Origin of the sequence: Streptomyces sp. NPDC001502, assembly GCF_042894785.1 — a bacterium.
GTDB lineage: Bacteria > Actinomycetota > Actinomycetes > Streptomycetales > Streptomycetaceae > Streptomyces > Streptomyces kutzneri.
This window is the reverse complement of the sequence record NZ_JBIAVW010000020.1, coordinates 57,917-79,369: the sequence shown is the minus strand read 5'-3', so window position 1 is coordinate 79,369 and position 21,453 is coordinate 57,917. Positions and strand designations below refer to the sequence as shown.

25 protein-coding genes are annotated in these 21,453 nt (G+C 71.6%); 11 read left to right on the top strand and 14 right to left on the bottom strand.

Features of this window, described 5'->3' with window-relative positions:
- Window positions 1–60 precede the first annotated feature (60 nt).
- The 5 genes from ACFY0D_RS29700 to ACFY0D_RS29680 all read right to left on the bottom strand — a co-directional run bounded on the left by ACFY0D_RS29700 (window position 61) and on the right by ACFY0D_RS29680 (window position 3,217).
- Window positions 61–261 carry a hypothetical protein gene (locus ACFY0D_RS29700; RefSeq protein WP_390801096.1) on the bottom strand — a complete coding sequence of 67 codons (201 nt, stop codon included), beginning with the start codon at window positions 259–261 and terminating at the stop codon, window positions 61–63.
- Window positions 262–467: 206 nt separating this feature from the next.
- Window positions 468–2,246, bottom strand: coding sequence for an AAA family ATPase (locus tag ACFY0D_RS29695; protein WP_390801095.1), 1,779 nt, complete (start codon window positions 2,244–2,246; stop codon window positions 468–470).
- Window positions 2,243–2,464, bottom strand: coding sequence for a hypothetical protein (locus ACFY0D_RS29690; protein WP_390801094.1), 222 nt, complete (start codon window positions 2,462–2,464; stop codon window positions 2,243–2,245). Before ACFY0D_RS29690 ends, ACFY0D_RS29695 begins: the two co-directional genes overlap by 4 nt.
- A gap of 53 nt (window positions 2,465–2,517) precedes the next feature.
- A complete protein-coding gene (locus tag ACFY0D_RS29685) occupies window positions 2,518–2,886 on the bottom strand; it encodes a hypothetical protein (RefSeq protein WP_390801093.1) in 369 nt (122 codons plus the stop codon).
- Between the two features lie 127 nt (window positions 2,887–3,013).
- Window positions 3,014–3,217 carry a DNA-binding protein gene (locus ACFY0D_RS29680; protein WP_390801092.1) on the bottom strand — a complete coding sequence of 68 codons (204 nt, stop codon included), beginning with the start codon at window positions 3,215–3,217 and terminating at the stop codon, window positions 3,014–3,016.
- A gap of 128 nt (window positions 3,218–3,345) precedes the next feature.
- Here ACFY0D_RS29680 and ACFY0D_RS29675 point away from each other — a divergent pair, with 128 nt between their 5' ends.
- Together ACFY0D_RS29675 and xerC are read left to right on the top strand one after the other, a co-directional pair.
- On the top strand, window positions 3,346–4,014 hold the full coding sequence (locus tag ACFY0D_RS29675) for a helix-turn-helix domain-containing protein (RefSeq protein ID WP_390801091.1): 669 nt from the start codon (window positions 3,346–3,348) through the stop codon (window positions 4,012–4,014).
- 27 nt (window positions 4,015–4,041) lie between these two features.
- Window positions 4,042–5,229, top strand: a complete 1,188-nt coding sequence (xerC, locus tag ACFY0D_RS29670; RefSeq protein ID WP_390801090.1) for a tyrosine recombinase XerC — start codon at window positions 4,042–4,044, stop codon at window positions 5,227–5,229.
- A gap of 148 nt (window positions 5,230–5,377) precedes the next feature.
- Here the strand turns inward: xerC and ACFY0D_RS29665 are convergent, their stop codons facing one another.
- The 3 genes from ACFY0D_RS29665 to ACFY0D_RS29655 form a co-directional block, all read right to left on the bottom strand.
- Window positions 5,378–6,160, bottom strand: coding sequence for an SGNH/GDSL hydrolase family protein (locus ACFY0D_RS29665; protein ID WP_390801089.1), 783 nt, complete (start codon window positions 6,158–6,160; stop codon window positions 5,378–5,380).
- A gap of 65 nt (window positions 6,161–6,225) precedes the next feature.
- On the bottom strand, window positions 6,226–7,251 hold the full coding sequence (locus tag ACFY0D_RS29660; RefSeq protein ID WP_390801088.1) for a hemolysin family protein: 1,026 nt from the start codon (window positions 7,249–7,251) through the stop codon (window positions 6,226–6,228).
- Window positions 7,248–8,582 (bottom strand): hemolysin family protein, encoded by a 1,335-nt coding sequence (locus ACFY0D_RS29655; RefSeq protein WP_390801087.1) that lies wholly within the window; start codon window positions 8,580–8,582, stop codon window positions 7,248–7,250. Before ACFY0D_RS29655 ends, ACFY0D_RS29660 begins: the two co-directional genes overlap by 4 nt.
- A gap of 206 nt (window positions 8,583–8,788) precedes the next feature.
- Here ACFY0D_RS29655 and ACFY0D_RS29650 point away from each other — a divergent pair, with 206 nt between their 5' ends.
- Window positions 8,789–9,211 carry a GNAT family N-acetyltransferase gene (locus tag ACFY0D_RS29650; RefSeq protein WP_390801086.1) on the top strand — a complete coding sequence of 141 codons (423 nt, stop codon included), beginning with the start codon at window positions 8,789–8,791 and terminating at the stop codon, window positions 9,209–9,211.
- 187 nt (window positions 9,212–9,398) lie between these two features.
- On the opposite strand, the gene bioD is transcribed toward ACFY0D_RS29650, so the two are convergent.
- From bioD to bioB, 3 genes are read right to left on the bottom strand one after another with little or no spacing between them, the layout of a single operon-like run.
- A complete protein-coding gene (gene bioD, locus ACFY0D_RS29645; RefSeq protein ID WP_390801085.1) occupies window positions 9,399–10,160 on the bottom strand; it encodes a dethiobiotin synthase in 762 nt (253 codons plus the stop codon).
- A 1-nt stretch (window position 10,161) separates the two neighbouring features.
- Entirely contained in the window at window positions 10,162–11,484 is a 1,323-nt protein-coding gene (locus tag ACFY0D_RS29640; RefSeq protein ID WP_390801084.1) for an adenosylmethionine--8-amino-7-oxononanoate transaminase, read from the bottom strand.
- Window positions 11,477–12,724 (bottom strand): biotin synthase BioB, encoded by a 1,248-nt coding sequence (gene bioB / locus ACFY0D_RS29635; RefSeq protein WP_382547546.1) that lies wholly within the window; start codon window positions 12,722–12,724, stop codon window positions 11,477–11,479. The genes ACFY0D_RS29640 and bioB overlap by 8 nt, the downstream gene beginning before the upstream one ends.
- A 157-nt stretch (window positions 12,725–12,881) precedes the next feature.
- Between bioB and ACFY0D_RS29630 the strand changes: the two genes are divergently transcribed.
- A complete protein-coding gene (locus ACFY0D_RS29630; protein ID WP_390801083.1) occupies window positions 12,882–14,063 on the top strand; it encodes an 8-amino-7-oxononanoate synthase in 1,182 nt (393 codons plus the stop codon).
- Window positions 14,064–14,146: 83 nt separating this feature from the next.
- On the opposite strand, the gene ACFY0D_RS29625 is transcribed toward ACFY0D_RS29630, so the two are convergent.
- Together ACFY0D_RS29625 and ACFY0D_RS29620 are read right to left on the bottom strand one after the other, a co-directional pair.
- Window positions 14,147–14,368, bottom strand: a complete 222-nt coding sequence (locus ACFY0D_RS29625; protein ID WP_390801082.1) for a DUF397 domain-containing protein — start codon at window positions 14,366–14,368, stop codon at window positions 14,147–14,149.
- Between the two features lie 12 nt (window positions 14,369–14,380).
- Complete coding sequence (locus ACFY0D_RS29620; protein WP_390801081.1) at window positions 14,381–15,265, bottom strand: helix-turn-helix domain-containing protein; 885 nt, start codon at window positions 15,263–15,265, stop codon at window positions 14,381–14,383.
- Window positions 15,266–15,461: 196 nt separating this feature from the next.
- On the opposite strand from ACFY0D_RS29620, the gene ACFY0D_RS29615 reads away from it, so the two are divergent.
- On the top strand, window positions 15,462–15,911 hold the full coding sequence (locus tag ACFY0D_RS29615) for an ATP-binding protein (protein WP_351154527.1): 450 nt from the start codon (window positions 15,462–15,464) through the stop codon (window positions 15,909–15,911).
- 121 nt (window positions 15,912–16,032) lie between these two features.
- Here ACFY0D_RS29615 and ACFY0D_RS29610 read toward each other — a convergent pair whose 3' ends face one another.
- Entirely contained in the window at window positions 16,033–16,425 is a 393-nt protein-coding gene (locus tag ACFY0D_RS29610) for a VOC family protein (RefSeq protein WP_390801080.1), read from the bottom strand.
- Window positions 16,426–16,738: 313 nt separating this feature from the next.
- Between ACFY0D_RS29610 and ACFY0D_RS29605 the strand changes: the two genes are divergently transcribed.
- From ACFY0D_RS29605 to ACFY0D_RS29580, 6 genes are read left to right on the top strand one after another with little or no spacing between them, the layout of a single operon-like run.
- Window positions 16,739–17,041, top strand: coding sequence for an urease subunit gamma (locus tag ACFY0D_RS29605; protein WP_030011137.1), 303 nt, complete (start codon window positions 16,739–16,741; stop codon window positions 17,039–17,041).
- 16 nt (window positions 17,042–17,057) lie between these two features.
- The gene (locus tag ACFY0D_RS29600) at window positions 17,058–17,369 is read left to right on the top strand and encodes an urease subunit beta (protein ID WP_390801079.1); all 312 of its coding nucleotides are present in this window, start codon (window positions 17,058–17,060) and stop codon (window positions 17,367–17,369) included.
- On the top strand, window positions 17,362–19,083 hold the full coding sequence (locus tag ACFY0D_RS29595; protein ID WP_390801078.1) for an urease subunit alpha: 1,722 nt from the start codon (window positions 17,362–17,364) through the stop codon (window positions 19,081–19,083). Before ACFY0D_RS29600 ends, ACFY0D_RS29595 begins: the two co-directional genes overlap by 8 nt.
- Before the next feature lie 16 nt (window positions 19,084–19,099).
- A complete protein-coding gene (locus tag ACFY0D_RS29590; RefSeq protein ID WP_390801077.1) occupies window positions 19,100–19,774 on the top strand; it encodes an urease accessory protein UreF in 675 nt (224 codons plus the stop codon).
- A gap of 21 nt (window positions 19,775–19,795) precedes the next feature.
- A complete protein-coding gene (gene ureG / locus ACFY0D_RS29585; protein WP_390801076.1) occupies window positions 19,796–20,491 on the top strand; it encodes an urease accessory protein UreG in 696 nt (231 codons plus the stop codon).
- Window positions 20,488–21,294, top strand: a complete 807-nt coding sequence (locus ACFY0D_RS29580) for an urease accessory protein UreD (protein WP_390801075.1) — start codon at window positions 20,488–20,490, stop codon at window positions 21,292–21,294. Before ureG ends, ACFY0D_RS29580 begins: the two co-directional genes overlap by 4 nt.
- The last annotated feature ends 159 nt before the right edge of the window (window positions 21,295–21,453 follow it).

The window sequence follows — 21,453 nt, the reverse complement described above, 5'->3', positions numbered from 1 at the left end:
CTCCGAGAGGGGACGCGCGCGGGTGCGCACGAGGGTGGGTCGAACCGGGTCGGCGCGCCGTCAGGCGGGGGTGTTGTCGTGGATCTGCTGTCGGGTGAGGTCGAGGGCGGCGAGGAGTTCCAGGTGGTCTTCGTCGGTGCGGGTCCAGCCGCCGAGGCCAGCGGCGACGTGGACGAGGACGTCGTGTTGGGTAGCTCCGGCTTGCCAGAGTGCGTGGGCGTCTTGGGTGAGTTGTTCGAGGCGTTGGGCGAGGTCGCTCACGGGATGCTCCTGGGGTCTGCGGTACCGGGCTGTCCCCTGTCCTCTCCCTAGGGAGAGAGGGGGAGAGGACAGGTGCCAGGATCGGCGGGAGTGCAGGTGGGGACAGGCGAGGGGACGGGCCTGACCTGCTGTTTTCGTAATTCGAGGGACAGGTGAGGACAGGCCCAGGACAGGTGCGGGAGTCGATTCGGAAGGGGGCAGCTTTTTTAGGACAACTCGGACTCTTGCCGGGCGGCCTTGACGCGCTTCACCACCTCGGCCATTGGGCTGCTTCCACCGGGCAGGCTGATCTGGCGCTGGTCCGCCCACCTTTTGAGTGCGTCGCGGCCGAGGCCCCCGGGAACGCCGGCGGTCAGGAGGTGGTCCACGTAGCTCTGAATCACCATGTCCTGCTGCCGGACTGCGCCGCCGTCGGTGAGTTCGTGGCGGGTCTGGCCTGGCAGCCACATGCCTGACGCGCTCTTCCGGCCGCGCCGGGTGATGTTCATGAGGTCGCTGCCGAGGCCGGTGCGGGTGTGGGTCCGCTTGAACTTGATCTGGGTGACGACGGTCTCGACGGCGTCCTCGGTCGTGCTGGTCTCGGTCAGCCGGGTCATCTCCCAGACGTGGTCGACGTCTTGGGATTTGGCGCTGCTTCCGCGGCTGCCCCGCTCGCTGTCCTTGCCCATGTGGTCCAGTCGGGTACAGGCGACCCCCCAGTCCTTCAGTGGGGCGTGTACGCGGCCGTAGAGCTGCAACCAGGTGTCGGAGTCGTTCTCCTTGCCGCTGATGAACCGGGACACGGTGTCGAGGACGACGACGTCGGGCTTTGTCTCCTGCACGATGCGGAGGAGTTCGGCCGCGGCAATCTGTGCGGCGTCGAGGCCCCCGCTGAACTTCGGGAACATCCGGTAGTCGAAGCAGCCGTCCAGCTCTTCAGGGCGGGCGCCGAGTGCGAGCATGCGGGTGATGATGTCGCGGAGGCCGTTCTCGCGGTCGAAGTACGTGACGCGGAGCGGCGGCCGTCGCTCATCGCCGAGAAACGAGCGGCCGGTGACGGCCCGCCAGAGCCAGTCGTGGGCAAAGAGCGTCTTGCCGACCTTGCCGTCGCCGACGAGGGCGACCTGTTGGCCGCGTTCCATGAACCGGCCGGGAAGCCAGTCGATGCGGGAGAAGTCGGTGGCGAACGCGGCATGCCAGTCGAGGGACGGGAACCGGTCGGCGGCCTCCGGCTCCTCAGTAGGTTCCTCTGGCGGGTCGGCCGGGGCGGCGGTCGTATCGATGAGGTCTGCGTACCCGAGGCCGGCGGCCAGGTGGTCGGAGACGTCTTTGCCCTTGGCGGGTTCCAGCACGCGCACGGGGATCCCGGCCCGCTGAAGCGACGCTGCGACGGCCGCCGCGTGCTTGGCGCCGGGCTCGTCGCGGTCCCGGATGACGATGACCTCGGAGGCCCCTTTGAAAGCGTGCACGTAGTCGTCGGACCACTTTCCCGCGCCTCCGACGTTGCAGGTTGCGGTGGCGCCGGTGGCGGCAAGGTTGTCGGCGTCCTTCTCGCCCTCGACCACGAACACGGGGCCGCCGGCCTGCGCAGCCGCGAGGACCTCGGGGAGTCGGTAGAGGATCCTTCGGACGCCCCGGACGCTGGCCTTGCCGTCGGGGGCGTACTGGCGGAACGTTTTGCGCTGGCCGTCGTAGCCGGGCTCCAGCCGCTTCACGGTCATCAGGAGTTCGCCGTGCTCGTCGACGTACGGGTACTGGGCGACGACGGTCGGCTTGACTGCCCGGTCGAGCGGCTGATCGAACAGGTCCGGCATGGCGAGCTGGAGGGCCGCTACGACGTCCTCGGTGGCGCACCCGGCGTGGCAGTGGAGTACGGCCCCCTTCTCGCTGCGGGTGATGGAGAGGGACGGTGAGCGGTCCTCGTGGGCAGGGCACTGCCAGTCGCGGCCGCGTCCGCGGCAGCCGTGGGCGTTCAGCGCGTCGATGACGCGGTCGTACGCAGTCAACGTGCGTTCTCCGTCTTCTCCGTCGCGACGTCCTCGGCGAGGGCAAGGAGGTCGGCGACCCAGCGGCGTGCGGCCGTGCGAACGGCGCGCGCGGACGGCTGGTCTTCGAGGTCGGCCCGGATGGAGCCGAGGGTGAGTACCCGGCGGGCCCGTTCGGCGCGTGCGCGCTTCAGCAGCGGGTCCGTGTAGGGGCAGAGCGGCCATTCGCCGCCGGGCACGCCCGAAGGCCCCGCCGCGGGTGCGGCAGGGCGATCGGTCGTGCGGCTGGTGGTCACTCGCCGGCCTCGGCGCGGACGCGGCTGATGAGGTCGGCGACCTGGGCGAGGACGGCCTTGCTGTCGCCTGCGTCCCAGATGAGGCTCGCGAGGTGGTCGAGGAAGGCCACGTAGTTCGCGGGCTGGCCCACCTTCATCTCCGCGATCTCGATGAGGACGCGCCAGCCGCGGTCGGTCATCGGGGGGAGGGTGGACCGGCGGCAGGCCGCGCGAAGCTCGGGGTTGCGCAGGTTGTCGGCGTAGATGCTCGCCGGGGTGGTGGCGGCGAGGCCGGCGGCGGCCGGGATCCGGCTGCGCTGGTCGGCGTCGAAGATGTTCAGTTCCGTGCTCGCGAGGACGGGCAGGGAGGAGGTAGCGTTGGGCATTGAAGCTCCTTCACGGCCGCGCATATGGGATTGCGACTCCCGCGCGGCCGTTTGGCTGTTCCGGATAGGACGGCGGTGCTTCAGGCCCCCGGCGAACAGGTGTTAGCGCACCTGCTGGGGGCCGCTTTCATGCGGCTTCGAGGAGCCTGACGAGGCTGCTGGTTACGACCCTGACGCGGGTACCGAAGGTCAGCACCCGAACCGGTGCATCGCCACGCTTGATCTGCGCGTACAGGTGGCTCTTCGAGCAGCCGATCGCCGTTGCGGCCATGGGGACCTCAACGGTCGCGGGCCAACCTCGGATCTCTTCGAGTGTGGGGAGGTCATTCACGATGGCTCTCCGTTTTCAGGCACGAGACTGTGGCATCGACTCTCGTTTCCGTGGAGTCGATTCGCTGTCTTAGAGAACGTAGCGCAGTCCACTGTACTTTCGCTAGTCCATGGTGCAGAATCTCGGTTATGGAGATTCCGAAGTCCGGATCGGCCCCCACGCAGGTCGCTCGGAACATCGAGCGGGTACGTAAGGCTCGGCAGCTGAAGCAGAAAGACGTGTCCGACCGGCTCCGCGCCGTGGGCCGGCCGATCCTGGCAACCGTGATCAGCAAGATCGAACGCGGTGAACGGAGGGTCGACACCGACGACGTCATCGCCTTCGCTCTCGCGATGAACGTGAGCCCGTTGACTCTGCTGCTTCCGCCGGAGGGGGACAGCGTCTCAACGGTGCACGTCACGGCGGAGGTCGCCGCGAAGGCCGACCGTGTATGGGCATGGGGGCGTGGAGACGAGACGCTGCCGCCACTTTGGGAGAATGCGGACCCGCAGAAGCAGGAAGAGTTCGAGCAACTCGCGTTGCCCGCTGCCCTCCGCTACGGCAGGGCCCAGCCGGCCGGGCGGGCGACGGAGGTTCTCCGCAGCGACGTTTTCCGGATGCTGGAGTTCTCGCAGATCGCCTCAGACACCACAGGCGTGGATGAAGAGTTCAAGCGCCGGCTGTCCCTCGCGCGGGAGTCCCTGGCGCGCCTTGGTCACGAGCTGGATCGCGCAGAAGTGGCGCAGGCTGACTTGGCCCGACGTCACCAGGAGCGGCGCGCCCACCAGGGCGGGACCACCGACGGCGACGCACAGTAGGCCGAGAGCGCCAGGGGAGGGGGAGCGATGGCCGAGATCAAGAAGGTTGTCCTACAGAGCGGTAAGACCAGGTACCGCACCGTCGTCGATGCCGGCTACGACGAGACCGGCAAGCGCATCCAGCTCACCATCACCCGGGACACCATCACCGAAGTCAAGAACGAGCGGGCCCGGATCCGCTCCGAACGGTCCGCCGGGACGCTGATCGCCCCCAACAAGATCACGGTGGGTGAGTGGCTCGACCAGTGGCTGGAGTACAAGCGACGGGACGTCGAGGAAACCACCATCCGCACGTACCGGCTGGCCCTCGTCCACGCACACGACCGGCTCGGCCACATCCGCCTCCAGGAGCTCGCCGAGGACGACGTCCGCGATTTCGTGGACGAGGTCATCGCCACCGGGCGCCGCAAGGGCGGTGAGCCGGGGACCCGCCTCGCCGTGTCGACGGTCGAGGGGCTGCTGACGCGCCTGCGGGAGGCCCTTGACCGGGCCGTGGTCCGCCGGCTCGTCGCCGTGAACGTGGCCAAGGAGGTGCGGCCCTCACTGGCGGACAAGAAGACCGACAAGCGGGAGTGCGCCCGGGCAAAGCCCTGGTCCGTGGACGAGGTCCAGGCGTTCATCCGCGGCAACCTCGAAGACCGGCTGTTCGCGCCGCTACTGCTGTCCCTGATGGGCCTCCGGCCCGCCGAGGTCTGCGGCATGCGGTGGGTGGACATCGACCTCGACAACGGGCTGCTGCACATCACGCAGACCCGCACCATGGTGGGCAACCACCGGGTGTTGGAGAAGGACACGAAGACCGCGGCCGGCGAGCGCGCGTTGCCCCTGCCCCGCTGGCCCTGGGCCGCCCTCAAGGCGCTCCGGGCCCAGCAGGAGCAGGAGAAGGAAGCCGCGGGCGAGGGGTACACCGACTCCGGCTACGTCGCTGTCGACGAGCTCGGGATCCCGCTGAACACCCGCCAGTTCCGCGAGTACACGTACCGACTGATGCGCCTGGCGGAGCTGCGCCGGGTCCGCCTGTACGACGCTCGCCACTCGACCCTGAAGGCCATCGCGCTCAGCGGCGTCCCGGACGTCATCCTCGCCGCGTGGGCCGGCCACACGAACGCGGCGCTCACGAAGCGTAAGTACGTGTCCATCGAAGCCGAGGACATGCGGGTCGCCGCGGACGCGCTCGACACGTTCTACGGAGGTGAGCTCACAGCCATCTCGTGAGAAATTGTGAGAGATGATCTCCCAGGAGCTCACTCTCACGGCCTCTGATCAGGCCAAACGCCCAATGGGGTAGAACAGTGGAGGGATTCTACTTGGGCCACCGCTGTGTGTTTACGCAGGTAGGGCCACCACTCGGGATTGTGCCTTGCTACGAGAGCGGCGAGTCCCCGTGCGGCAGCAGCTCGGGGCGCTTGGCCGGGCGGCCGTCCCCGGAGGAGCGGCCCGTCAGGCGGCGGCCGATCCAGGGGAGCAGGTGCTGCCGGGCGAAGCTCAGGTCCTGGGCCCGGCGTACGGACCAGCCCGGGGGAGCGGAGACGGGCAGTTCGGTGCGCCAGTCCAGTTCGGCGGGCAGGCCCAGCGCCTGCCAGACGGCCTCCGCCACCCGGCGGTGGCCCTCGGCGGTCAGGTGCAGCCGGTCGACGTCCCACATCCGGGGGTCCGCGAGCACGGACGCCCCGTACAGGTCCACCACCACGGCGCCGTGCCGGGCGGCGAGCTCTTCGATGACGGCGAAGAGCTCCTCCATGCGCGGCCGGAAGCGTTCCATCACCGGCCCGTTGCGCCCGGGCGAGCGCATCAGGACGAGGCGCTTGCAGGAGGGGGCGAGGAGCTCCACCGCCGACTCCAGGTGGTCGCGGACCCGGCCCATGTCCACCTTGGGGCGCAGGGCGTCGTTGAGCCCGCCCACCAAGGTCACCACGTCGGCGCCCATCGCCGCCGCCACCGGGACCTGGTCCTCGGCGATCTGGCCGATCAGCTTGCCGCGGACCGCGAGGTTCGCGTAGCGGAAGGCCGGTTCCCGGGCGGCGAGGCGGGCGGCCAGCAGATCGGCCCAGCCGCGGTAGGAGCCGTCCGGAAGCAGGTCGGACATGCCCTCGGTGAAGGAGTCACCGATCGCGACAAAACTGGTGTAAGAGGCATTCATCTCCATGGCGGAGTGATGTTACCGCGCGGTACCCCGGCTTCGCAGGGCCGGGGACCGCACGCCTCGAAGGATCACGTGGACGCGGGCCTGCCGAACAGCTCCCGCAGCACGTCCTCCATCGTCACCAGGCCCGTCATGGCGCCGTCCGCCCCGAGTACCGCCGCCAGGTGCGTACGGCTGCGCCGCATGGCGGTCAGCACGTCGTCCAGCGGGGTCTCCGCCCGCACCTGGGCGATCGGCCGCAGCGCCGACACCGGGAAGGGCTCGTCCCGCTCCTCGTCGTCCGCGTCCAGGGCGTCCTTCACGTGCAGGTAGCCCAGGATCTTGTGCTGCGCGTCGATCACCGGGAACCGGGAGTACCCGGACTCGGCCGACAGCAGCTCCAGGCCGCCCGGAGTGATGCCCTCCCGGGCCGGGACCACCCGGTCCGCGGGCAGCACCACATCGGTCACGGGCCGCCGGCCCAGTTCCAGCGCGTCGTGCAGGCGCTCGCTCGCCCGGCCGTCGAGAAGCCCCGCGTCACTGGAGTCCTTGACCATCCGCGCCAGCTCGTCGTCCGAGAAGGTCGCCGCCACCTCGTCCTTGACCTCCACCCGCAGCAGCCGCAGCAGGACGTTGGCGAAGGCGTTGATCGCGAAGATCACCGGCCGCAGCACCTGTGTGAGGGTCACCAGCGGCGGCCCCAGCAGCAGCGCGGTGCGCACGGGCTCGGACAGCGCCACGTTCTTCGGCAGCATCTCCCCGAAGAGCATGTGCAGGTACGTCGCCAGCGTCAGCGCCACCACGAAGGAGATCGCGTGGGTCACGCCCGCCGGTACCCCGACGAGGTCGAACAGCGGGGTCAGCAGATGGGCGATGGCCGGTTCGGCCACCACGCCCAGCACCAGGGTGCACAGTGTGATGCCCAGCTGGGCCGCCGCCATCAGCGCCGACACGTGCTCCAGTCCCCACAGGACGGCGCGGGCCCGCCGGTCGCCCTGCTCGGCGTACGGTTCGATCTGGCTGCGCCGGACCGAGATCAGCGCGAACTCCGCGCCGACGAAGAAGGCGTTGACGACCAGGGTCGCCAGGCCGATCAGCAGCTGGATGACGGTCATCGGCTCTCCTCCGTTCCCGCGGCGGGCCCGGCCGGGGCGTGCAGCAGCACGCGCGCCGCCCGTCGCCCGCCGGCGTCCACCACGTCCAGCTGCCAGCCGTTCAGCTCCATGCGGTCGCCGACCGCCGGGATCCGGCCGAGCACGGTCGCTATCAGGCCGGCCAGGGTCTCGTACGGGCCGTCCGGCACGCGCAGTCCGATCCGCTGGAGCTGGTCGGTGCGCGCCGCGCCGTCGGCGGAGTAGAGCTGGCGCCCGGAGTCGTCCGTACCGGCCGGGGCCAGGTCCGGGGTCTCGTGCGGGTCGTGCTCGTCGCGGACCTCGCCGACGACCTCCTCGACGATGTCCTCCAGCGTGGCCACTCCGGCCGTGCCGCCGTACTCGTCGATGACCACGGCCATCGTCTGCTTGCCGGACAGCCGGTCCAGCAGCCGGTCCACGGTCAGCGACTCCGGTACGAGGAGGGGCTCGCGCAGCAGCTGCGACACGGGACGGCGGCGGCGCTCCGCGGCCGGCAGGGCCAGGACGTCCTTGATGTGGACGATGCCGACGACCGTGTCGAGGCTGCCCCGGTACACCGGGAAGCGGGACAGGCCGGTGGCCAGCGTCGCGTTCGCCACGTCCTCTGCGGTCGTCTGCACGTCGAGGGCGGTCACCTGCACGCGCGGGGTCATCACGTTCTCCGCGGTCAGGTCGGCGAGGTTCAGGGTCCGGACGAAGAGCTCGGCCGTGTCCTTCTCCAGCGCGCCCGCCTTCGCGGAGTGACGCGCGAGGGCGACCAGCTCCTGCGGGGTGCGCGCGGAGGCCAGCTCCTCGGCGGGCTCCATGCCGAAGCGGCGCACCAGGTGGTTCGCGGTGGTGTTGAGGTGGCTGATCAGGGGCCGGAAGGCCCGGCTGAAGACCCGCTGCGTGGTCGCCACGCGCTTGGCGACCGCCAGCGGGGAGGAGATCGCCCAGTTCTTGGGCACCAGCTCGCCGACGACCATCAGGACGACGGTCGAGAGGGCGGTGCCGAGGATCAGGGCGGCGGAGGAGGCCGTGGCGGCCGACAGGCCCATGGCCTCGAAGGGGCCCTGGAGCAGGGCGGAGATCGACGGCTTGGAGATCATGCCGATGACCAGGCCGGTGACGGTGATGCCGAGCTGGGCGCCGGAGAGCTGGAACGTCAGGGTGCGGACGGCGGCCAGGGCGCTGTCGGCCCCGCGCTCGCCGCGTTCGACGGCCCGTTCGAGCTCGCTGCGCTCGACGGTCGTGAGCGAGAACTCGGCCGCGACGAAGACTCCGCAGGCAAGGCAGAGCAGCAGTGCCACGACGAGCAGGAGCACCTCGGTCATCGGTCGATCACCTCCGTCCCATGGTCGGCCAGGAGGAGGGGTACCGCGCGATGTCGCGAACGCGTATGTCGTGGACTGGGAGGCTCGCCCATGGGCGGACGCTCACACCTTTCACTCAAGAGGGGCCTTTCACCACATGGTAAAGGACGAGCAAAGGGAACGGATCATTCTTTTGGCGGAGCAAGCCCGGATGATGGGATTCGGCCATGACTGATCTTCATATCGGCTCCGCGTCGGCCGCAGACCTGGGAGCGGTCCTGGCCTTCTGGAAGACCGCCGCGGAGGGAACGAGTATCAGCGACGATCTCGCCGGGGTCGAGCGGCTGCACGACCGCGACCCCGGGGCGCTGCTGCTCGCCCGGCGCGACGGGGAAGTCGTCGGCACGGTGATCGCCGGGTTCGACGGGTGGCGCTGTCACCTCTACCGGCTCGCCGTGCACCCCGGCTACCGGAGGCAGGGCATCGGGGCCGCGCTGCTGGCCGCCGCCGAGGAGCGGTTCGTGGCGCTGGGCGGGCGGCGCGGGGACGCGATGGTGCTCGATCGCAACGAGCGGGCGCACCGGGTGTGGGACGCGGTGGGCTACCGGCCCCAGGAGCAGTGGACGCGCTGGGTCAAGCCGCTCGGCTAGCCGCCGGTGCCCGTGTCCGTGCCGGTGCCTGGGTTGGTGGGTGTGGCCGCCCCTGGTCGGGCGGCCACACCTCAAGGACTCGGGGCTCCGCCCCGGGCCCCGCGCCTCAATCGCCGGCGGGGCTGGGCTGTGATGCCGGGCGCGCCCGCGCCTCAAGGACTCGGGGCTCCGCCCCCGGCCCCGCGCCTCAAACGCCGGCGGGGCCGGGTGCGCCGGCGGGGGTGAAGGGGGGTGGGGGCCAGGTGGACAGGAAGGACTCCGCCGACCAGGTGCCCGACAGGGGCGGGGCCAGCCAGGACGGGGCCGACGCGCGGAAACGATCCGGCGCGAGGGTTCCCGAGCCCTCCGGGACCGCACCCAGCAGCGGCAGGCCCGAGGACTCCGTGAGGTCCGCCAGGTTGCAGCGGGCCGCCAGGTCCGGGTCCTTCGGCCAGCTGCCCACCACCACACCCAGCGCGGTCAGTTCCCGGGCCCGCAGGGCCTCCGCCGTGAGGGTGGTGGAGTTGAGCGTGCCCAGACCCGCCTGGGCGACGATCAGCGTCGGCGCGCCGAGCAGGCGGGCCGCGTCGGCCAGCGTGTTGCCCGACTCGTCGAAGCGGACGAGCAGCCCGCCCGCACCCTCCACCAGGACCAGGTCGTGGTCCAGCGACAGCCGTTCCGCGGCCTCCGCGATCTGTGCCGGGGACAGCGTCGCCAACCCCGAGCGGCGGGCCGCCGTGTCCGGGGCCAAGGGCTCCGGATAGCGGACCAGTTCCACCGCCGTGACGGAGGAACCGGCCAGCCGGACCACCTCCGCGGCGTCCCCCGGCTCCTGCGGGCCGACACCCGTCTGCGCCGGCTTGAGCACCGCCACCGATCGGCCGGCGGCCACCGCGGCGGCCGCGATCGCCGACGTGACCACCGTCTTGCCGATCTCGGTACCCGTCCCGGACACCATCAGTACGGACATCTCAGCCTTCCTGCGCCGCCGCGCACACCGCACGGCAGATACGGTCCACGTCCTCGTCACCGGTCACGAACGGCGGCATCACATAGATCAGGTCCCGGAACGGGCGCACCCACACGCCCTCCCGCACCGCCGCCCGGGTGGCCGCCACCACGTCGATCTCGTGGTCGAGCTGCACCACGCCGATGGCGCCCAGGACGCGTACGTCCTTCACCCCGGGGATGCCGGCCGCGGCCGACAGGCCCTCGCGCAGCCCCGCCTCGATCCGCTTGACGTCGGTCGCCCAGTCCTGGCCGAGCAGCAGCTCGACCGAGGCCAGGGCCACCGCCGTGGCCAGCGGGTTGCCCATGAAGGTCGGCCCGTGCGCCAGCACCGGTACCTCGCCCTGGGAGATGCCGCTCGCCACCCGCTCCGTGCACAGGGTCGCCGCCAGCGTGAGGTAACCACCGGTCAGCGACTTGCCCAGGCACATCACATCCGGGGTGATCCCCGCGTGGTCGGCCGCGAAGAGCGCGCCCGTACGGCCGAAGCCCGTGGCGATCTCGTCCAGGATCAGCAGGACCCCGTACTCGTCGCACAGCTCGCGCAGCACCCGCAGGTAGCCGGGGTGGTGGAAGCGCATACCGCCCGCGCCCTGCACCACCGGCTCCACGATGACCGCGGCCAGCTCGTCCGCGTGCGCGGAGACCGTCGCGCGCAGGTGGTCGGCGTACGCCGGGTCCACGGGCGTGTCGAAACCCGCGGGCGGCGCGTCCGCGAAGACCTGCCGCGGCAGGTGACCCTGCCACAGCTCGTGCATCCCGCCGTCGGGGTCGCAGACCGCCATCGGCTGCCAGGTGTCCCCGTGGTAGCCGCCGCGCCAGGTCAGCAGCCGGGTCTTGCCCGTCCGCCCCAGCGAACGCCAGTACTGCAGGCACATCTTGACCGCGACCTCGACGGACACCGAGCCCGAGTCGGAGAGGAAGACGTGCTCCAGCCCCGGCGGGGTGATCTCGACGAGCTTCGCGGCGAGCCGGACGGCGGGCTCATGGGTGAGCCCGCCGAACATCACGTGCGACATCAGACCCAGCTGCGCGGTGGCGGCCTCGTTGAGCACCGGGTGGTTGTAGCCGTGGATCGCCGACCACCAGGAGGACATGCCGTCGACCAGCTCTTCGTGACCGTGTCCCTGGGACGGGTCGGCGAGCCGCAGCCGCACCCCCGAGGCGGAGGCGATGATCAGCGGCTCCTGCCGCCCGGGCATCGGGCCGTACGGGTGCCAGACGTGCTGCCGGTCCAGTGCGAGCAGTTCCGCGCCGGCGGCCAGCGATGCACGCTGATCAGGCATTGGGGGCGACATCCGTCCCCGCGCCGCGTCGGCGGACCGCCACCAGCTCCGGGCGGACCTCGCCGGCCTCGGCCTGGACCGGTACGGGCGCCTCGTCCGCCGGCGCGTGGCCGGAGCAGCCGCCGCACGCGGAGCCGCAGCCCGCGGCTTCGCCCTCGGCGGGTGCGCCCGAACCGCAGAGCGAGGCGCCGCCGTTCGAACCGCAGCCCCCGCCGGTGGCGGCGGCCGCGACGTCGGAGCGGTGCGCGGGAAGGGTCGACGTACCGGCGCCCTCCACCTCGAAACCGGCGTCCGCGATCATGTCGAGGTCGGCCTGACCGGCCTGGCCCTCACTGGTCAGGTAGTCGCCGAGGAAGATCGAGTTGACGATGTGCAGGGCCAGCGGCTGCATCGAGCGCAGGTGGACCTCGCGGCCGCCGGCGAGGCGGACCTCGACGTCGGGGCAGACGAACCGCGCCATCGCCAGGATGCGCAGGCAGCGCTGCGGGGTGAGGTTCCACTCCTTGGCCAGCGGCGTGCCCTCGAACGGGATCAGGAAGTTGACCGGCACCGAGTCCGCGTCGAGCTCGCGCAGCGAGAAGACGACGTCGACCAGGTCCTCGTCGCTCTCGCCCATACCGGCGATCAGACCGGAGCACGCGGACAGGCCGGCCCCGTGCGCCTTCTGCACGGTGTCGACGCGGTCGGCGTAGGTGTGGGTCTTGGTGATCTGACCGTACGTCGCCTCGGAGGTGTTCAGGTTGTGGTTGTAGGCATCCGCGCCCGCGTCCCGCAGCCGCTCCGCCTGGCCGTCCGAGAGCAGGCCGAGGCACGCGCAGACCTCGACGCCCTCGTTCTGCTCCTTGATCGCCGCGATCGTCTTGCCGACGCGGTCCACGTCCCGGTCCGTCGGCCCGCGGCCGCTCGCGACCAGGCAGACCCGCTTCGCGCCGCCCGCGACACCGGCGGCGGCGGCCTGGGAGGCCTCCTCGGGCTTCAGCCACGTGTACTTGAGGATGCCGGCCGTCGACCCCAGGCGCTGGGAACAGTAGGAGCAGTCCTCCGGGCACAGGCCCGACTTCAGGTTGACCAGGTAGTTCAGCTTGACCCGACGGCCGAACCACTGGCGGCGCACCTTGCCGGCCGCGGCCACCACGTCGAGCAGTTCGTCGTCAGAAGTCGCCAGTACGGCGAGCGCTTCTTCGCGGGTCGGCAGCTCTCGCCGCAGCCCCTTGTCCACCAGGGTGTTCAGCAGGTCCATGAACCCGATCCTGGACCACACCCCCGCTCCCGGCCAAGGAGAGATCGCACAACATGGCCGGATGGGTGTGTGTGTATCACCACACCTGGCGCAGCGGTCACGCGAGCTAGGGTCGGGGCAGGTCTGTGGACTGCCGACAAAACACGAGGACGTGCCGATGCCCGAGCTCACTCCCGACCCGGTGGACGTCTTCGCGTGGATCGACGACGCGGAGCGCGCGCGGGAGGAGGCCGGCCTCGTCCGCACGCTGCGCCCCCGGCCGCCGGTGTCGCCGCTGCTGGACCTCGCGAGCAACGACTACCTCGGCCTGTCCCGGCACGCCGAGACCGTCCGGGGTGCGCAGGAGGCGGCCGAGCGCTGGGGCGCCGGAGCCACCGGTTCGCGGCTGGTGACGGGTACGACCGAACTCCACACCGAGCTGGAACGGGAACTCGCCGCCTTCTGCGGTTTCGAGGCCGCGCTCGTCCTGTCCTCCGGCTACGCGGCCAATCTCGCCGCCGTCACCGCGCTCAGCGGCCGGGGCACGCTGGTCGTGTCCGACGCCGGGAACCATGCCTCGATCGTCGACGGCTGCCGGCTCTCGCGCGCCGAGACGGCCGTGGTCCCGCACGCCGACCCGGACACCGCACGCAAGACGCTCGCCGCGCACGAGGGCCGCGCGCTGCTGGTCAGCGACTCGGTGTTCTCCGTGGACGGGGACGCCGCCCCGCTGGCCGAGTACGCCGCCGCCTGCCGGGACGAGGGCGCCGCCCTGCTCGTCGACGACGCCCACGGGCTGGGCGTGCTGGGCGCGGGCGGTCGCGGCGCACTGCACGCGGCCGGGCTCGCGGGCGCACCGTACGTGGTCGCCACCCTGACCCTCTCGAAGTCCCTGGGCAGCCAGGGCGGAGCCGTGCTCGGCCCGGCCCGGGTGATCAGGCACCTGGTCAACACCGCGCGCACCTTCATCTTCGACACCGGACTGGCCCCGGCCGCCGCCGGGGCGGCGCTGGCGAGCCTGCGCCTGCTCCAGCGGGAACCGGAGCGCGCGGACCGCGCCCGCGAGGTGGCCGCCCAGCTGTACGGGCGACTCACCGCGTCCGGCCTGACCGCGGCCCGGCCGGACGCGGCCGTGGTGTCGGTACGGGCCCCGTCGGCGTCGGCGGCACTGCGCTGGGCCGCCGACTGCCGCGAGGCGGGTCTGTCCGTGGGGTGTTTCCGTCCGCCGTCGGTGCCGGACGGCATCTCCCGGCTGCGGCTGACCGCCCGGGCCGATCTCACGGGGGACGAGATCGATCGGGCGGTCGCGACGATCCTGGCGACCGCACCCGCGGGAGCCACGGACGGCCAGGGCCGGTAGGCCGTATCGGCCGGGGTCCTGGGCGTTTCCCGTGTGCTGGGCGTTCCCGGGTCCAGGGCGTTCCCGGGTGGTCCCGGACGGGGCTACGCGTGCGCGTCGGCCCGTACCGAGGCGAGGAAGCCGGTCCAGGCCGGCCCGGTGAAGAGCACGGCCGGGCCGTCCGTCCGCTTGGAGTCACGGACGGCCAGCAGGCCGCCGTCCAGGACGGCCGCTTCCACGCAGTTGTTCATTCCGGTGCTACGGCTGCTCCGCCGCCACCGCGCGCTGTTCAGAAGTCCGCTGGTGGATAAGGGGGTTGCGGACACGGGGGTGCCTCCTTACGCGTCGTCAGCGAGTGAGCTGATGAGATCCGACGAGTCCTGGGGCGGGAGGGCGTGCGCCTGGATGGTGCGGAACGCGGCGCCGTACGCCTCAAGGTCTTCCTTCCGCTCCAGATAGAGGCTACTCGTCAAATGGTCGAGTACCACCACATCCAGATCAGCGATGTCCGGAAATGAAAAAATAACGAACGGTCCGGTCAGGCCGAGATGCCCTCCGACGCTGAACGGAAGTACCTGCAGGCGTACTTGAGGCAGCTTCGACACCTCCGCCAGATGCCGCAATTGCCCGGCCATCACCCCGGGCCCGCCGATCTGCCGGCGCAGCACCGCCTCGTCCAGTACGGCGCTCAGCTCCAGCGGGGGATCGGCCCGCAGCACCGACTGCCGGGCCAGCCGTACGTCGACCAGCGCGTCCACCTTCGGCTCCGGCAGCCCGCCCAGCGCGGCCCGGGTCACGGCCCGCGCGTACCCGGGGGTCTGCAGCAGCCCCGGCACCACGGACAACTCCACCGTACGGGCCGACCTGGCCCCCGCCTCCAGGCTGATGAAGTCCCGGTACTCCTGCGGCAGCAGCCCCCGGTAGTCGTGCCACCACTGGCGGCCGCGCCCGGTGTCGCCCGCCGGACCGGGGCCGGCGGCCGAGGCCGACAGCGCCTCCAGCAGCGCGCGCTGCTCGGGGCTCACGATCTCCCCGTAGGCGTCGAGGAGGAGCCGGATGTCCTCCGGCTTCACACCGCTGCGGCCTGTCTCGATGCGGCTGATTTTCGACTGGTGCCATCCCATGATCCGGGCCGCCTCACCACTGGTGAGTCCGGACCGGTCGCGCAGGGCACGCAGTTCCTCGCCGAGCTTGCGTCGGCGCACCGCGGGACCGTGCTGCACACCCGCCTCCTTCCACCGGCACAGCTCGCACCAGTCTGCCGTCCAAATACGCTCTTCCGTAGCAGAGTTCACCGCATCGAGCGACAGATATATGCACATCTTGGGGGAAAGGCAGATGTGACGGCACGATGGGTGGCACTCTGGCGTCCAGCACAGATCCGGGGCTTTTCGCCCCGGTGGGAAAGGGACCGTCGCCATGGCAGATCACCAGGAAGCATCCGTCACTCTGCCGAGCGATCCCGCCTCGGTCGCCACTGCCCGACGTTACGTCGCGGAGGTGCTGGGCGAATGGGGACTCCCCGATGACGCCGACACCGCCGACAGTGTCCGGCTGATCGTCTCGGAGCTCGCGACCAACGCCGTACAGCACACTTTCGGCCAGTCGCCCACCTTCACCGTCGACGTCCGGCTGGAGCGCCAGGAGTGGCTGCGCGTCGGGGTGACCGACAGCCACCCGCGCTGGCCCAAGCGGCTCCCGGCCGCCGTCCAGCAGGACAACGGCCGGGGCATGGTCATCATTCGCTGGCTGACGGCGGAGGCGGGCGGCCGGCTCTCGGTCACCCCGACCGAGGACGGCGGCAAGACGGTGTGGATCGCGCTGCCGTGGAGCGTCGGGGCCCCGGCGCGGAGCGCCACCGGCTACTGACCTGCCGGATCCCATCCGGACCCGGCCCCGGACCCGCACTCGGAACGGGACCCGAAGCGGGGCCCGGACCCGCACTCGGAACGGGACCCGAAACGGGGCCCGGACCTGGGCCGGGACCCGCTCAGGCGAGGCCGCGTTCGGCCGCACTGCGCTCGATGCACAGCTCGTTGCCCTCCGGGTCGGCGAGCACGACCCAGCCCGCGACGCCGTCCGCGTCGCGGCGGTCGTCCACGAGCTTCGCGCCGAGCCCGATCAGGCGCTCGACGGTCTCGTCCCGGGTGCCGGTGGGCGGCTGGATGTCCAAGTGGACCCGGTTCTTGACGGACTTGCCGTCCGGGACCCGGATGAACAGCAGGCCCGGTACCCCGGGCGCGCCGGGCTCCAGCATGATCTCGTCGTCGCCCTCCACGTCGTCGGGGTGCATCGTGAAGCCGGTCACCGCGGACCAGAACTCGGCGACCCGGTAGGGGTCGAGGACGTCGAAGGTGATGTGCCGGACGGGGTTGATGAACATCTGTCTCCTCGATGGGGATCCGTGTGCGGAGCCGTATACGGAATCGGGTCCGCGGGGCACCGGAGTTGAACCGGGTACCTGCCCGAAACGTGGGTTAACTCAGCGGAAAAGCGCAGCGCTTAGCGTGGCGGCCACGTTCGACCGCCAATGATCACCCATGATCCGGTAAAGCGGCGGTGGTCGGGGCGGAAAGCCTTTCCCTGGGTTGGGCAAGAGACGCTTGGTTCGGATATGCGCAGGTCAACAAAGTGTTGAACGACGGTAGGGTCGCCCCGCCCTTTGTTGATCTTGTCCCGGAAGCTTGGTGATACGAGTGCAACTGACACCGCACGAGCAGGAAAGACTGCTCATCCACGTGGCCGCCGACGTGGCCGAGAAGCGAAGGGCGCGCGGGGTCCGCCTCAACCATCCGGAGGCGATCGCGCTGATCACGTCGCACCTCCTGGAGGGGGCCCGCGACGGCCGGACCGTGGCCGAGCTGATGGCTTCGGGCCGTACCGTCCTGACCCGCGAGGAGGTCATGGAGGGGATCCCCGAGATGATCCACGACGTCCAGGTCGAAGCGACCTTCCCGGACGGCACCAAACTCGTCACGGTCCACGACCCGATCGTCTGAAACGGAGTACCCCCGCATGATCCCCGGCGAAATCGCCTACGGGGACGGCCAGGTACCCCTCAACGAGGGCCGTCCCGTCACCCGTCTCACCGTGCTCAACGCGGCCGACCGGCCGGTCCAGGTCGGATCCCACTACCACTTCGCCGAGGCCAACCCCGGCCTCGAATTCGACCGCTCCGCCGCCCGCGGGCTCCGGCTCAACGTCGCCGCCGGTACGGCCGTCCGCTTCGAGCCGGGCATCCCGGTCGCGGTGGAACTCGTACCGCTGGCGGGCCTGCGCACCGTACCCGGGCTGCGCGGCGAGACCGGAGGGCCGCTCGATGGCTGAGCTCTCCCGCCAGGTGTACGCCGACCTCTTCGGGCCGACCGCCGGTGACCGGATCCGGCTCGCCGACACCGACCTCTTCGTGGAGATCGAGCAGGACCTCGGCGGCGGCCCCGGACGGGCCGGCGACGAGGCGGTCTTCGGCGGCGGCAAGGTGATCCGCGAATCCATGGGGCAGGCCCGCACGACCCGGGCCGAGGGCGCCCCCGACACCGTGATCACCGGGGTCGTCGTCCTCGACCACTGGGGCATCGTCAAGGCCGACCTCGGCATCCGCGACGGCCGGATCTGCGGCATCGGCAAGGCCGGCAACCCCGACACCATGGACGGGGTCGACCCCGCCCTGGTCATCGGCCCCGAGACCGAGATCATCGCAGGCAACGGGAAGATCGTCACCGCCGGCGCCGTCGACGCCCACGTGCACTTCATCTCCCCGACGGTCATCGAGGAGGCGCTCGCCTCCGGGATCACCACCCTCGTCGGCGGCGGCACCGGACCGGCCGAAGGGAGCAAGGCCACCACCGTCACCCCCGGGCCCTGGCACCTGGCCCGGATGTTCGCGGCCCTGGAGGCCTACCCGGTCAACATCGGCCTGCTCGGCAAGGGCAACACCATGTCCCGCGAGGGGATGCACTCCCAACTGCGCGGCGGCGCCCTCGGATTCAAGATCCACGAAGACTGGGGGGCCACCCCGGCCGTCATCGACGCCTGCCTCTCGGTGTGCGAGGAGACCGGCGCGCAGGTCGCCATCCACACCGACACGCTCAACGAGGCCGGATTCGTCGCCGACACCCTCGCCGCCATCGCCGGGCGGACCATCCACTCGTACCACACCGAGGGTGCGGGCGGCGGGCACGCACCCGACATCATCACCGTGGTCTCCGAGCCGAACATCCTGCCCAGCTCCACGAACCCCACCCGGCCGCACACCGTCAACACCGTCGAGGAACACCTCGACATGCTGATGGTCTGCCACCACCTCAACCCGGCCGTCCCCGAGGACCTCGCCTTCGCCGAATCGCGGATCCGGCCCTCGACCATAGCGGCCGAGGACGTCCTCCACGACCTCGGAGCCATCTCCATCATCTCCTCCGACTCCCAGGCCATGGGCCGGGTCGGCGAGGTCGTGCTGCGCACCTGGCAGACCGCCCACGTGATGAAGAAGCGCCGCGGCTTCCTCCCCGGCGACGGACCCGCCGACAACCACCGGGCCCGCCGCTACGTCGCCAAGTACACGATCAACCCCGCGGTCGCCCAGGGGCTGGCCCGCGAGATCGGCTCGGTCGAGACCGGCAAACTCGCGGACCTGGTGCTGTGGAACCCGGCCTTCTTCGGGGTCAAGCCCGAACTCGTCATCAAGGGCGGCCAGATCGCCTACGCGCAGATGGGCGACGCCAACGCCTCCATCCCCACCCCGCAGCCCGTCCTGCCCCGGCCCATGTTCGGCAGCCACGGCCGCGCCCCCGGCCTCAACTCCCTCAACTTCACCGCGCAGGCCGCGCTCGACGACGGACTGCCCGAACGGCTGGGGCTGGGCAAGCAGTTCGTGGCCATCGAGGGCACTCGCAAGCTGAGCAAGGCCGACATGCGCAACAACGACGCCATGCCGAGGGTCGAGGTCGACGCCGACACCTTCACGGTCACCATCGACGGGGAGGCCGTGGAACCGGCGCCCGCGGCGGAACTGCCCATGGCCCAGCGCTACTTCCTGTTCTGAGACGAGGTCCTTGCCGATGAGCCGCGCCGCGCTGCTCGTCCTCGCCGACGGCCGATTCCCCGCCGGGGGCCACGCCCACTCCGGCGGGGCCGAGGCCGCCTGCAAGGCGGGCCGGATCCATGACGCCGCCACCCTGGAGGACTTCTGCCGGGGCCGGCTGCACACCACCGGCCTCACCGCCGCCGCGCTCGCCGCGGCCGCCGCCCTCGGGCTCGACCCGGCCGTGCTCGACGCCGCCGCCGACGCCCGTACCCCCTCGCCGGCGCTGCGCACCGCGGCCCGGCGGCTCGGGCGGCAGCTGCTGCGCGCCGCCCGGGCCACCTGGCCCGCCGCCGAACTGGAAGCCCTGGCCGCGGCGTTCCCGCGCGGAGCCCACCAGCCCGTGGTGCTCGGCGTCACCGCCCGGGCGGCCGGGCTCGGGCCCGGGGACGCCGCGCACGTGGCGGCGTACGAGAGCGTCGGCGGACCCGCCACCGCGACCGTACGGCTGCTGGGCCTGGACCCCTTCGAGGCCAGCGGGGTACTGGCCCGGCTCGCCCCCGAGCTCGACGCCGTCGCGGCCCGTGCGGAGCGGGCCGCGTTGCAGGCCCGCTCGCAGGGCCCGGACGCGCTGCCCGCGGCCTCCTCGCCGCTGCTGGACATCTCGGCGGAGGTCCATGCCGACTGGCCGGTACGCCTCTTCGCTTCCTGAATCCCCTGAAGGAGACCCCTCATGCACCTCGACCATGCCGTGACCTACCCCCACCGGCACACCCACAGCGCCGATCCCCTGCGGCCCGACGGCACCCGGCGGGCCCTGCGCATCGGACTCGGCGGACCCGTCGGCTCCGGCAAGACCGCCACCGTCGCCGCCCTGTGCCGCGCGCTGCGCACCGAACTGTCCATGGCCGTCGTCACCAACGACATCTACACCCGGGAGGACGCCGAGTTCCTGCTCCGCGAGGCCGTCCTGCCGCCCGAGCGGATCACCGCCGTCGAGACCGGGGCCTGCCCGCACACCGCCATCCGCGACGACATCTCCGCCAACCTGGAAGCCGTGGAGGAACTGGAGGACGTCTTCCGGGAGAACGGCCGACTGGACCTGATCCTCGTCGAGTCCGGCGGGGACAACCTCACCGCCACCTTCTCCCGCGGACTCGTCGACGCCCAGATCTTCGTCATCGACGTGGCCGGCGGGGACGACATCCCCCGCAAGGGCGGCCCCGGCGTCACCACCGCCGACCTGCTCGTCGTCAACAAGACCGACCTCGCCCCCCACGTCGGCTCCGACCTCGACCGGATGGCCCGCGACGCCGCCGCACAGCGCGGCGAACTCCCCGTCGCCTTCCAGTCGCTGCGCGGACCCGAGGGGGTCGGCCCGGTGGCCGCCTGGGTACGCGAGCGGATCGCCGCCTGGTCCTCGCGGTGAGCGCCGCGACCACCACCGACACGGCGCCGGCGCCCCCGGCGCCCCCGGCGGGCCTGCGGGCCACCGCCCGCATCCACGCCGTCGCCGACGGGCGGGGCGGCACCGCACTGCCGCTGCTCGCCGGGGAGGGACCACTCGCGCTGCGCCGCACCCGCTCGCCGTCGGCCGCCGAGGCCGGGGTCATGCTGGTCGGCGCGATGAGCGCCCCGCTCGGCGGGGACCACCTCACCGTCGAGGCCACCGCCGGGCCCGGGGCGCGGCTCACCCTCGCTTCGGCGGCGGCCACCCTGGCCCTGCCCGGCCGGTCCGGCGAGCCCGCGCGCTACGACGTACACCTCACCCTGGGGGAGGGGGCGTCGGTGCGGTGGCTGCCCGAACCGCTGGTCTCGGTGCGCGGCAGCGACCTGAGGGTGCGCACCCGGGTCCGACTGGCCCCCACAGCACGGCTGGTGCTGCGCGAGGAGCAGGTGCTGGGCCGCACCGGGGAGGTTCCGGGCCTGCTGAGCAGCCGCCTCACCGTCGACCGCGGGGGCCGTCCGCTGCTGGACCAGGAGCTCGCCTGCGGCCCCGGCGCTCCCGGCGGCTGGGACGGCCCGGCGGGCCTCGCCGGATACCGGGCGCTCGGTCAACTCCTCGTCGTGGACCCCGTCTTCGCCGAGAATCCGCCCGCCGCGGCGGTCCTGGGGGAGTTCGCCGCGGTGACGCCGCTGACCGGCCCGGCCGTCCTGGTGACGGTCCTGGCCGCGGACGCCCTGCTGGTGCGCGAGCTGCTCGACGAGGCCTGCCGTACCTACGGGTGGTGAAAGCGGGACGCAACAGGCACCGCTCAGCGGTACACGCCTTTCCGGTTATCGGGTTGGCAAAGAAGTCGATCCGGCCCTGTCGCCGGGTCCCGGTCAGACGACAGGATCCCCCTGCACGCCGACGACCGAACCCGACCAACCCGGCCGCCCACGGCGGCA